The sequence below is a fragment of the Microbacterium testaceum genome (genome assembly GCF_029761935.1).
GTDB classification, from domain to species: domain Bacteria; phylum Actinomycetota; class Actinomycetes; order Actinomycetales; family Microbacteriaceae; genus Microbacterium; species Microbacterium testaceum_A.
Window position 1 is genome coordinate 1,985,799 of the sequence record NZ_CP121699.1, and the last position, 12,011, is coordinate 1,997,809.

The following is a 12,011-nucleotide window of genomic DNA, read 5'->3' on the forward strand; positions in this document are numbered from 1 at the left end:
CCCCGCGGAATGCGCAGCGCCTGACGCTGTTGTCTTACGTGCACCTCCCCCAGAACGGATGCCCATGACCACCACCTCCGCCCTCCCCGTTCCGCACGCCGACGCCACCGTGCTCGACAACGCCGCGTGGCATGCCCTCGCCGGTCCGCACGCGCACTTCGCGATCGGCGGCGACCTCGTCAAGCGCTATCCCGAGGACGTCGCCCCCTTCGTGGCCGTACGCACCTGGGACGATCCGGACGTGTGGGAGGCCCTGCGCGACCTCGTCGGGCCCGGCGCCGACGTGGGCCTCTCGGGCTTCGAGGGCGAGATCCCGACCGGCTGGGAGTGGGTCGGTGGCGGCGAGGGTGTGCAGCTCGTCGAGACGGACGCCCTTCGCACCCGTCCCGACGATGAAGCGATCGAGCTGGGAGCCGACGACGCCGCCGAGATGATCGACATCGTCGCGCGGAACCAGCCCGGCCCCTTCCGGCCCCGCACCTACGAGCTCGGCCGCTACATCGGCATCCGCCGCGAGGGTCGTCTCGTCGCGATGGCGGGCGAGCGCCTGCACCCCACCGGCTGGACCGAGATCAGCGCGGTCGCGGTCGACGCCGACCACCGCCGCCAGGGACTCGCCTCACGGCTCGTCCTCGACGTCGCGTTCCACATCCAGCAGCGCGGGGACCGCGCGATGATGCACGCCGCCGCGAGCAACGCCGGTGCGATCGCCGCGTACGAGCGTCTGGGCTTCGCCCTGCGTCGGCGCAACCGCTTCGCGGCGGTGCGCACGCCGGCGTGATGGACGTCAGTGCTCGAGCGGCGTCGCCGTCCCGCTGACGCGCACGCCGCCGCTCGCCGGGACGTCGACGCGCAGTTCGCTCGGCCTTCCCACGTGCCGCCCCTGTCGGACGGTGAACGAGAAGGGCGCCGTGCGCCCCACGCGGTCGCGCAGGTACGCGCCGAGCGAGGCCGCCGCCGACCCCGTCGCCGGGTCCTCGGTGATATCGCCCACGGGGAACAGATTGCGGGCCTCGAACGCCTCGGCATCCGGGCTCTCCGCGTGCACGACCGTCACGGTGCCCGCCCATCCGCGTTCGTCCATCAGCGCCCGCAGGGCCGCCGGGTCGAAGTCGAACGAATCGAAGCGCTCGCGTGAGGCCACCGCCACGACCGGGTGCGTGTTGCCCGCGAAAGACTGCGCCAGCGGCAGGTGCACGTCGAGATCGCCCGCGGAGAGATTCAGGATGCCGAGCAGCCGCCGCCCCACCTCGGCATCGAGTTCGCTCTGCACCGGGTCGACGCTCGTAAAACCGGCCGTCACGCGACCGTGGGCGTCGACGGCGGTCTCGAGGGCGATCTCGCCGGCCGCGGTGTCGAAGACGAAGGGACCGGGGCCCTCCGCCTCGGCCAGGGCCACGGCGGTGGCGATCGTCGCGTGCCCGCAGAACGGCACCTCGGCGCCGGGCGAGAAGTACCGCACCCGCGCGCGCCGATCGTCGCGCGCGGTGACGAAGGCCGTCTCGGGGTAGGCGAGGTCGGTCGCGATCCGCTGCATGCGCGGCTCGTCGAGGCCCGAGGCATCGAGGACGACTCCCGCCGGGTTGCCGCCGCCGGGCTCCGCGGCGAAGGCGAGCAGGTGCAGGATGCCGGGGCGGGTCGTCATGTGTCGATTCTGGTCGACGGCGGAGGCGGCCGGGACGCGGGGGCCGTGCCGAACTCCTGAGCAATCGGGCGGCGGGGCCGTTAGACAGTCGGCACGCGCTCGTTCTCGACCGAGAACTCAGGAGTTTCGCACGCGCCGCGCCGCCAGGGCTCTCGCGGACGCCGCGTCAAACGTGAAAGACGGAGTGCAGGTCGCCGCCGAGCACCTCGCGGCCGCCCAGGCCGTCGATCTCGAGCAGCGTCGCGATGCCCACGACCTCGCTGCCCACGGCCTCGAGCAGCTCGCGACCCGCGCCGAGGGTTCCGCCGGTGGCGAGAACGTCGTCGAGCAGCAGCACGCGCGCGCCGTCCGCGGCGTCGTCGTGCATCTCGATCTGCGCCGAGCCGTACTCGAGGTCGTACGAGACGGTGGCCGCGGGGCGGGGCAGTTTGCCGGCCTTGCGGATCGGCATGAGCCCCACGTTCGCCACGATGGCCGCGGCTCCGGCGAGCAGGAAGCCGCGCGCCTCGACCCCGGCGACGGCGTCGAAGCGGCCGGCGAACGGCTCGATCAGCGCCTCGACCACGACGCGCAGCGCGGCGGCGTCGGCGAGCAGCGGCGTGATATCGCGGAACACGATCCCGGGCTTGGGGTAGTCGGGGATGCTCGTGATGAGCGATTCAGCGCGGGCGAGGGCGGAGGCGTCGGGCACCGACCCAGCCTAATCGCGGCCACTTCGTTCACCTCACTGCAAGCGCTTGCAGTAAGGTCGACGCCATGACTTTCACGCAGGAAGACGCGCGCGCCGATCTCGTCGCCGCTCCCGGCTCGGAGTGGTGGCGCACCGCCGTCATCTACCAGATCTACCCCCGCTCGTTCGCCGACGCCTCGGGCGACGGCCTCGGTGACCTGCCGGGCGTGACCGCCCACCTCGACGACCTGAAGGACCTGGGGGTGGATGCCATCTGGCTGAGCCCCTTCCAGCGCTCGCCGCAGAAGGACGCGGGCTACGACGTCGCCGACTACCGCGACGTCGACCCGATCTTCGGCACCTTGGCCGACTTCGACGCGATGCTCGCGGGTGCGCACGATCGCGGCATCCGGGTCATCGTCGACCTCGTCCCGAACCACTCCAGCGACCAGCACGTCTGGTTCCAGGAGGCGTTGAAGGCCGCTCCCGGCAGCCCCGAGCGGGCGCGGTACATCTTCCGCGACGGCACGGGTGAGAACGGCGAACTGCCCCCGAACAACTGGGAGAGCGTCTTCGGCGGCGGCATGTGGAAGCGCGTCACCGAGGCCGACGGCACGCCCGGCCAGTGGTACCTGCACATCTTCGACGAGACCCAGCCCGACTTCGACTGGACCAACGACGAGGTGCGCGCGGAGTTCCGCGACATCCTTCGCTTCTGGCTCGACCGCGGGGTCGACGGGTTCCGTGTCGACGTGGCCCACGGCCTCATCAAGGCCGAGGGTCTGCCCGACTTCACGCCCGACCCCGAGGGCGGCTCGATGGGCGGCGACGCCGAGGAGGTCCCGTACTGGGGCCAGCCCGGTGTGCACGAGGTGTGGCGCGAGTGGCACGAGGTGCTCGCCGCGTACGACGGTGACCGCGCGCTCTGCGCCGAGGCGTGGCTGCCCACCGTCGAGCAGACGGCGCTGTGGGTGCGGCCCGACGAGATGCACCAGGCGTTCAACTTCCACTACCTCGAGACCGCCTGGGATGCCGCTGCCCTCCGCGACGTGATCACCGAGTCGCTGCGCGCGTACGGCGAGGTCGGCGCCCCCAGTACCTGGGTGCTCTCGAACCACGACGTCGTGCGCCACGCCTCGCGTCTCGCGCTGACCGCCGAGAACCCGCAGGGTGCCGGTATCGGCCCGAAGACGCCCGGCAAGCCCGACCCCGTGAAGGGGCTGCACCGTGCGCGCGCGGCGACGTCGATGATGCTCGCCCTGCCGGGCTCGTCGTACCTGTACCAGGGCGAGGAGCTCGGCCTGCCCGAGGTCATCGACCTGCCCGACGACGCACGTCAGGACCCGACCTGGTTCCGCACGAACGGCGAGCGGTACGGGCGCGACGGCTGCCGCGTGCCCATCCCGTGGACCGCCGACGCCCCCGCGTACGGCTTCAACACCACGGGTCAGTCGTGGCTGCCGCAGCCCGCGGAGTGGGCCGACCTCGCCCGCGACGCGCAGGTCGACGACCCCTCGTCGACGCTGACGCTGTACCGGTCGCTGCTCGCCGAGCGCCGCGCACGCAGTCTGGGCGCGGGAGACCTCGAGTGGCTCGACGGTTTCGGTGACGACGTGGTGGCGTTCCGCAACGGCTCGCTGCTGGTGATCGCCAACCTGGGCGACGCCGCGGTCGAGCTGCCCGAGGGCGAGGTGCTCATCGCGAGCGGCCCCCTCGACGGCGAGCGCCTGCCGACCGACACGACCGTCTGGATCGCGGCGGCCTGAGCCGCGGCATCCGGAATCGCGAGATCGTGGCCGGTATCGACGACGTCGCACACGCGGCGGGGGTGTCGACGGCCACGGTCTCGCGCGCGTTGAGCGGGCGCGGACCCGTCTCGACCGCCACCCGCGACCGGGTGCTGGCCGCGGCCGACCGGCTCGGCTACGTCGTCTCGGCGGCGGCCTCGAGTCTGGCAACCGGGCGGGCGCGAGCGGTCGGGGTGGTGGTGCCGTTCCTCGATCGGTGGTTCTTCAGCACGGTCCTCGCGGGTATCTCCGACGCCCTCGTCCGCGAGGGCTACGACATCACGCTCTACAGCGTCAGCGCCGACCCCGCTGAGCGCAGACGCGTGTTCGACGACCACCTGCGCCGCCGCCGCATCGACGCCGTCATCACGGTCGCCCTCGAACTGGATGCCGAGGAGTCGGCGTCACTACGCGGCCTCGGCGTTCCGATCGTGGCGATCGCGGGCCCGAACCCGCTGCTGACGACCCTGACGGTCGACGATCTCGCCGTGGGCCGCGCGGCCACCGACCATCTGCTGGGGCTCGGCCATCACCGCCTGGCTCACATCGGAGCGGATGCTGCGACCGCCGCGGGCTCGACGGTGCCGGGGCTGCGGCGTCGAGGCTTCCTTGAGCAGCTGGCGGCGGCGGGCATCGCGGATGCCGTGGTGGAACCGGCCGACTTCACGATCGAGGGAGGCTCGGCGGCGGCGACCCGGCTGCTCACAGCAGAGCACCGGCCGACCGCGCTGTTCGCCGCGTCGGACGAGATGGCGATCGGTGCGATCCTCGCCGCCCGGGAGCTCGGCCTGCGGGTTCCCGACGACGTCTCGATCATCGGGGTTGACGGACACGAGCTGGGCCGATGGTTCTCGTTGACCACCATCGACCAGTTCGCGCGGGGTCAGGGGGCGCGTGCAGCTGAGGCCGTTCTCGCCGCTCTCGACGGCTCCGAGCCGGGGCGGGGCCTCGGCACCCTGCCGTTCGAGGTGGTCGACCGCGGTTCGACCGCGGCTCCGGGCCCTCGGGCCCGCGGGCCGTTCGAGGGCACCCCCGCCGCATCGGTCACGGATCGCTCTAGAGAGTGAGCAGGGCCACCACGGAGAGAACGAGGCCGAGGCCGAGCGAGACCGCCCATGCGACGGCGGCCGCGGTGTACCAGTTCTGCCGCTCCTGCCAGCGGAGACGCCGCGGGTCCTGACCGTCCAGGCGCCGGAGGGCATATCCCGTCACGAGGAGCGCGGGAGCAGCCAGGAGCAGGCTCACGAGGGTGAGGATGAGCTGGAGCAGGATGCCGTCCTCTCGCGGGCCCACGGACACCGCGGCCCAGATGCCGATCACTGCTGCGACGACGTCGCGCGGAGCGCACAGAACCAGGATCCCGACGCTTCCGCAGATCACGATGAGCACTCGCAGAAGGCCGTCTCCTCGCGTCGGCGCCGGTGCCGGAACCGATTGGTCGCGGCGCCACAGCTCGCGCCGGAGCCGGCGGAGAGCGAGGGGCCACACGACGGTTCCGATGAGGAGGGCGAGAAGCCCCGTGAAGATCTGCTCCGACGACACGGCGAGCCCGAGCCGATCGGCGAGCACGACCCCGCCGATCCACGCGAGCAGCGCGATCGGGACTCCCCCGGCGATCACCAGGACGGCGATGACTGCTCGCCAACGCGCACGGGACACTTCAGACGGATCCCTTCTGAGTCGGAGTGTTCCGGCCCCGATGACGCAGCGGGCTCCCCCCTGCGTCGTCCGCATTCACCCGCGGGGCGCGACACGTCGGGTTTGGTCCGCCCGCACCGAGGGAGGGGACGGACCGAACCGGACGTGATGAGACGACCCTAGAGTCGACGCCGCCGTGCGCGCACCAGGGCCCCCGAGCCGGCGACGACGAGCATAAGCGCACCGCCGATGAGGACGGGGGCCATCGCGCCGTCGCCGCCGGTGACTGCGAGGTTGGCACGACCCGCTGACGTCGGAGTCGGAGACGCGGAGGGCTGAGGAACGGGGAGCGCCGCGATGCGTGCGACGGCGGTGGACGGGGCCGAGACCGTCTGGACGTTCCCCGGCGCGGTGCCCGACGCCGTCGCCGTATTCGAAACAGAACCCCTCGTCGCGTCCTCACTCGTGGCGGTGTAGGTGGCGGTGAAGACGGTGCTCTCACCGGGGGCGAGCGTCGTCGTCCCGGACGGAGAGACAGCCCCCATCGTGCCCGTGCCCGTGAACGCGCCCTCGGCCACCCCGACGCCGGTCACCGTCACGTTGCCGGTGTTGGTGACGGTGAAGCGGTACGAGATCTGATCGCCGACGTGGAACGCGCCGCCGGGTGCGGGGGCGGCGGTCTTGTCGAGAGCGAGGGACGGGGCGGCCGTCCCGGACAGAAGCGCCCGCGACGCCGCCGACGTCACGGGGATGCCCCGTGCGGTGCCGGTGGCCGTGGCGGTGTTCGACGTGGTGCCCCGATCGATGTCGCCCTGGGTGAGCGTGTAGGTCGCGGTGAACACCGTTGCCTCGCCGGGCGCGAGTGCCGCGACCGTGGTGGGAGTGGGGACGCTCATGACGCCACTCCCCGTGAACGCGTCCTCGCGGATCGCGACGTCCGTCACGGTGACGTTGCCCGTGTTGAGGACGTCGAAGGTGTAGGTGATGTTCTGGCCGACGGTGTAGAAGCCCACTCCCGCGGGAGATGCGCTCTTCCGCAGGAAGAGAGAGCCTGCCGCCTGGATGGGAAGCGCCGCGGTCGATGGCTCCGAGGTGATGGTCGACCGCTGGGAGTACCTCGCGGTCGCCTCCGCGGTGTTCGAGACGACGCCGGCGTCGACGTCCGCCTGGGTGAGGACGTAGCTCGCGGTGAACGTCGTCGATGTTCCGGGCGCGAGCGAGCCCGAGGTGCTCGGGCTGATCGGACCGAGCTGGCCTGAGCCCGTGAAGGCCGTCTCATCGATGGCGACATCGCGAACGGGAATGGCCCCGGAGTTGGTGACGCGGAACGAGAAGGTGATTGCCTGCCCCGCGGCATAAGGTGCCGCCGTCGAGGGCGTCACCGTCTTCTCCAGCGTCAGACCGGCGCAGAGCCCGCTGTCCTGAGGGGACGTCGCTCCGTAGAAGAACAGCCCCGTGGATGCGATGACGTTCACGGAGATCGGCGCCGTGGACGCGGTGGTGGGCAAGTTGTCGACCGCGTAAATCTCACCGCTGCCGCTGGGGAGGTAGATGACGTTGCCCGATTGAGCCGCGCCGTAGGTGGCGGGGACCGTGCCCACCTCGATGACGGAGTCGTCGGGCTTGATGCGGAACAACGTGCTGACGTTCGGACCGGTGCCGACGGCGAGGATGTCGCCGTCGTTCAGGCTGAGGAAGTCGCCGGCCGATCCGAAGCCCGGAGGGAAGGACGCGCGAAAAGGAGTGGCGACGCCCGTGATCGGGTTGATCTGGAAAATCTGAGTGGAGTTGCTCGTCCCGGTCAGGAGGTCGCCGGCGGGGAGGGCGCTCAAAGCGTTCGCCTCGTAGTTCGCGGGAAGCCCCGTGATGGGCGTGCCCGAGATCTCCTGCCCGGTCGTCGGGTCGATACGCCACAGGACGTTGGCGCGGACGCCGTACAGCGTGATCCCGTCGCCGAGGAAGGCAATGTCGTAGTAGTCCCGTGTGAGCGGCACGGAACTGAGGAGCGTCCCCGTCGTCGAGTACTCATTCAGCGCGAGCCGGCCGGTCCCCACGTTGGCGTAGATGCTCCCCGCGGCGCACGCCGTTGCCGCATGAGCGGCGGGGGCCGCCACCGCGGGGACGACGAGCCCCAACAGCCCCGCCAGAAGGGCTGCCGCGAGGATCCCGATGAAGCGCGCGAAACCGCCTGGACGCGTGTCAGCGCGAGGTGGCGAAGCTTCGGCGCGAAGAGCGCGCCCCGCAGAGAGGGAGTTCGGATTCATGGTTTCTCCAATGACGGGCCTGCGGTCGGCGAACGGGTTCCGACGACGAGGAATGGTGAGCGCCGACGCCGACCGGGCCAGGTGAAGCGGAGTCGGATCAGGACAGGTGGCGTCTGCGCGCGCGGATCAGAGTGACGGACCCGACGGCGAGCAACAGCAGCCCTCCGCCCGCGAGGGACGCCGCGAGTGCGCCGTCGCTACCGGTGACGGCGAGCTTGCTACTCCCCGTTCCCGCCGCCGTCGGCGTCGAAGACGGTGCCGGGGTCACCGGTGCGGCTGCGACCGCCAGCGTGTAGGCGCGCGCATCGGACCCGGCGGCATTGGTCGCGGTGATCGTGAAGGCGAAGGAACCCGAGACCGACGGCGTTCCGGAGATGACCCCGGTGGAGGCGTCGATCGTCAGACCGGTCGGCAGCGAGCCGGAGCTGACGGTGAAGGTGATCGGCCCGGAGCCCGATGCGGTGACGGTGTGCGAATAAGCCGCGCCGGCGGTCGCCGCCGGGGGCGTCGGGGAGGTGACGACCGGTGCCGCGAGGACCTGCATCGAGTAGTCGGCCGTATTCGTTCCGTCGGCATTCGTCGCCGTGACCTGGAAAGAAGACGACCCCGCGGCGGTCGGGGTGCCGCTGATCACACCGGTGGCCGCGTCGAGGGTCAGGCCCACCGGCAGCGCCCCGGAGCTGATGGCGTAGGAGATGGGGCCGTTGCCGGTGGCGGCGATCGTCGCGGTGTACGCCGTCCCGCTCGTGCCGTTCGGGACGGCGGTGGTCGTGATGACCGGCGGCTGGGCCACGTAGACCGTGTACGCCTGCGAGTCCGTGCCGGCGACGTTTGTTGCCGTCACCGTGAAGGTGTGGGTCCCTCCCGCCGTGGGGGTGCCGGTGATCGCGCCGGTGGCGCTATTCAGTGTCAGGCCCGGGGGGAGCGCTCCGGCGGAGACCGCGAAGGTCCGCGGCAGCGAGCCGGCGGCATCGATCGTGGCGGTGTACGCAACGCCCGCTGACGCGGCCGGCACGGTGGTGGTGAGGATGTCGACGGCGGTAGCGAGGACGGTGACCTGATTGTTGGTGGTTCCGGCGTTGTAGATGTAGCCGTTGACCTGGTCCACGGCGATTCCGCGGTTCAACCCGGTGGGAGCGGCGGTGAGCTGGGCCACGGTGCCGTCGTTGAGGTCGATCAGGCGGGGCTTGCTCGCGCTGAGGAAACTCACGACGAGGTAGTTGGAGCTGGTGATGTAAGACAGTGCCGCAGCCGAGACCGATCCGAGCGGATAGGTGGCCAGGGCCGCCAACGTGGATGCGTCGAAGGCTGTTACCTCGCTGCTGCCACTGCCGGTGGTGACGAAGACCCGACCACCGGCACTGTCGATGGCCACACCATTCGAGTTGTTCCCCCCGGTGGCGAGGGTGGACGCCGTCGCAACGACGCTGAGGTCCGAGGTGCGGAGAGCTGTCAGCACCAGGCCGGCAGCAGAGCCCGCAGTGCCGTAGAGGAGTCCGCGCGTGGAGTCGACGGCGAGCTGTGTGTAGCCGGTTGGCGTCGAGTGCTGCGCGACGACGGCGCCCGAGGCAGGGTCGAGTTCGAGGATGGACGAGCCGGCACCGTCCGTAGCGGACACGAACAATTGACCCGTCGTCGGGTTGTATGCCGTGGAGTAGTAGCTGGTGCCGGCCGGGGCGGCCCAGAAGACCGACGGCGCGGACGGGTTCAGCACGTCGAGAACATCGATGCCCGCGGTTGATGTCGCGTAGAGCCGTGACCCGTCCGTGTTCTCGTCGAGCTCACGGTTGGTCCCGCCTTGACCTGCGCGCAGCACCCGCTGCGTGGTGGACGGCGGCGACGTCGACAGGTCGGTGACGTTGAGGTTGCCGCCGCCGCCGTTCGCCGAGTAGAGGACGTTGCCCGCGCTCGGCTTCAGAAGGAGGAAGGCGCCATTCGTGGTGGTGAACTGATTGACGACCACAGGGGGCGAGGAGACCGCCGACGCCTGCAATGCGGGCGCCACGACGAGCGCGCCGGAGAGCATCGCGGCGCCGAGAACCCGCGCGGACCAGCGCCGGGCCGATGAACGGGGAGAGGGAGTCATGGACGACTTCTTTCTGGGATGTCTACGTGGCGCGTTCGGGGAGGAAGATGTCGGCGTCCGCGATGAGGCGCTCAGGACTGCCGGCGTCCGTGTGCGCGGACGAGGGACCCGGCGCCGACGGCGAGGAGCAGCGCACCGCCGCCCGCGAGAAGCGGCGCGAGTGCTCCATCGATGCCGGTGACGGCGAGTGTGCTGCTACCTGCTCGTGCAGCTGGCGCCGACGTCGCGGAGGGGGTCGGGGTGACCGCTGCCGCCGCGACGGTCAACGTGTACGTGCGTGAGTCAGTGCCGGTGGCGTTCGTCGCGGTGACGGTGAACGCGAATGCTCCCGACGCTGTCGGCGTTCCGGAGATGACGCCGCTGACCGGGTCCAAGGTCAGCCCCGCGGGGAGGGCGGAGCCGCTGGCGAGGGCGAACGTGACGGGGCCGGTTCCCGTCGCCGTGATGGTCTGGGAGTAGGCGGCGCCTGCCGTCGCGCCGGGAATGCTCGTTGTGGTGATCGCCGGCGCGGCAGCGATCTCGAGGGCGTAGGTTCTGGTGTCGGCGCCCATGATGTTGGTGGCGCGGACCTGGAACGAGAACGACCCCGCCGTCGTGGGCGTGCCGCTGAGGACGCCGGTCGCGGGATCCAAGGTGAGCCCGGCAGGCAGGGCCGTGCCGTTGGCGAGGGCGAAGGTGATGGGCCCTGTTCCGGATGCCGCGACTGTCTGCGCGTAGGGTGCCGCGACGGTCCCCCCGGGCAGGCTCGCGGTCGTGATTCGCGGCGCGACGGCAACCGCGAAGACGATCCGCGTCGAAGGCGCTTGGGTAGCTGATCCGTCTTGAGTGGTCTGGACGAAGGTCACCCCCGGAGAGCCCGGCTGCACCGTCGGGGTCGGCGAAAGCGCGGACCCGTTCGCCCCGGATGTGGGGGTGGGAATTCCTGTTCCAATGAGGGTGAGAGTGCCGGGGTTGCCGCCGCCGGACCACTGTGTCCCGATGGCGGCGCCCGCACCGGTACCGACTCCGTTGAGGGCGGCCGAGGCGGTGACGTCGCCACCGGAGATGGTGATGTTGGCACCGTTGCGGCCGCCGCCGATGCCCGCACCCTGGGTCGCCTTTGCGACGACGGCGCCTCCAGTGATGGTGACGGTCGCTTGGCCTGCCATGTCGGAACCGCCTCCGATTCCGGCGGCACCGCAGGATCCGGTCGCCGTGACGGTGCCGCCGTTGATTGTGACGTTGATGACGGCGGAGGCATCAGCGTTATCGCCGGAGCCGATGCCGGGCCCGCAGTTGGTGGTGGAGGCGGTCACGTCGCCGCCGTTGATCGTCACCGATCCGGCGCTCGTCCCGTATTGTCCGCCGCCGATGCCGGCTCCGTCGTAGCCGGTGGAGGCGTTGATGGTGCCGCCGTTGATGATGATCGTCCCGGCGCCTTCGCCCTGAGAACCGCCGATGGCTGCAGCACCCGTTTCGGTGTAGACGGTGAGGGTTCCTCCGCCAGTTGCGTCGATGGTGAGCGTTTTACCGGAGCTGACATCGATCGCGGCCCACCCGTTCCCTATCTGGCTGCCGTCACCGACTCTCACGATGAGGCTGTGACCGTTGAGGTCAAAGGTCACGTTGGACCCCGCCGGAGAGATGAGGGGGTCGTTGAGGGAACCATCACCCAGATGAGTGATGTCAGCGCCAAGGCAGATCACCGCGCCGGTTGCGGGCGCAGTGGCGAACGCGGCCTGCAGGTCCGGCCACGTCGTCGGCGTGACCGTGCAGGTCGCGGCCTGGGCGGGCGACGCTGCCAGCGCCCCGAGAGCAATCAGAGAGATGCTCACTCCGAGCGCGGCCGCTCGGCGAGCGATGGAACGGGTCGAAGACATGTCGCGGTCCCCCCTAGGGCGCACAGAGAACGTCGCCGGGCCGGGACGTTCTCTGGAACGTA

At 70.9% G+C, this 12,011-nt stretch carries 9 protein-coding genes; 3 read left to right on the forward strand and 6 right to left on the reverse strand.

Features of this window, described 5'->3' with window-relative positions:
• Positions 1-64 precede the first annotated feature (64 nt).
• Positions 65-781 (forward strand): GNAT family N-acetyltransferase, encoded by a 717-nt coding sequence (locus tag QBE02_RS09590; protein WP_279365521.1) that lies wholly within the window; start codon positions 65-67, stop codon positions 779-781.
• Positions 782-787: 6 nt separating this feature from the next.
• Here the strand turns inward: QBE02_RS09590 and QBE02_RS09595 are convergent, their stop codons facing one another.
• Together QBE02_RS09595 and QBE02_RS09600 are read right to left on the reverse strand one after the other, a co-directional pair.
• Positions 788-1,645 carry a PhzF family phenazine biosynthesis protein gene (locus tag QBE02_RS09595; protein WP_279365522.1) on the reverse strand — a complete coding sequence of 286 codons (858 nt, stop codon included), beginning with the start codon at positions 1,643-1,645 and terminating at the stop codon, positions 788-790.
• 166 nt (positions 1,646-1,811) lie between these two features.
• On the reverse strand, positions 1,812-2,336 hold the full coding sequence (locus QBE02_RS09600) for an adenine phosphoribosyltransferase (RefSeq protein ID WP_279365523.1): 525 nt from the start codon (positions 2,334-2,336) through the stop codon (positions 1,812-1,814).
• 65 nt (positions 2,337-2,401) lie between these two features.
• On the opposite strand from QBE02_RS09600, the gene QBE02_RS09605 reads away from it, so the two are divergent.
• Together QBE02_RS09605 and QBE02_RS09610 are read left to right on the forward strand one after the other, a co-directional pair.
• Positions 2,402-4,081 carry a glycoside hydrolase family 13 protein gene (locus QBE02_RS09605; RefSeq protein ID WP_279365524.1) on the forward strand — a complete coding sequence of 560 codons (1,680 nt, stop codon included), beginning with the start codon at positions 2,402-2,404 and terminating at the stop codon, positions 4,079-4,081.
• 26 nt (positions 4,082-4,107) lie between these two features.
• The gene (locus QBE02_RS09610; RefSeq protein WP_279365525.1) at positions 4,108-5,169 is read left to right on the forward strand and encodes a LacI family DNA-binding transcriptional regulator; all 1,062 of its coding nucleotides are present in this window, start codon (positions 4,108-4,110) and stop codon (positions 5,167-5,169) included.
• Here the strand turns inward: QBE02_RS09610 and QBE02_RS09615 are convergent.
• From QBE02_RS09615 to QBE02_RS09630, 4 genes are all read right to left on the reverse strand, one after another.
• On the reverse strand, positions 5,159-5,761 hold the full coding sequence (locus tag QBE02_RS09615) for a hypothetical protein (protein ID WP_279365526.1): 603 nt from the start codon (positions 5,759-5,761) through the stop codon (positions 5,159-5,161). The two genes, QBE02_RS09610 and QBE02_RS09615, sit on opposite strands and share 11 nt — an antisense overlap.
• Positions 5,762-5,919: 158 nt before the next feature.
• Positions 5,920-8,004, reverse strand: coding sequence for a DUF7507 domain-containing protein (locus QBE02_RS09620; RefSeq protein WP_279365527.1), 2,085 nt, complete (start codon positions 8,002-8,004; stop codon positions 5,920-5,922).
• Between the two features lie 97 nt (positions 8,005-8,101).
• Entirely contained in the window at positions 8,102-10,090 is a 1,989-nt protein-coding gene (locus tag QBE02_RS09625; RefSeq protein WP_279365528.1) for a beta strand repeat-containing protein, read from the reverse strand.
• A 71-nt stretch (positions 10,091-10,161) separates the two neighbouring features.
• On the reverse strand, positions 10,162-11,694 hold the full coding sequence (locus tag QBE02_RS09630; RefSeq protein ID WP_279365529.1) for a beta strand repeat-containing protein: 1,533 nt from the start codon (positions 11,692-11,694) through the stop codon (positions 10,162-10,164).
• Positions 11,695-12,011: the final 317 nt, after the last annotated feature.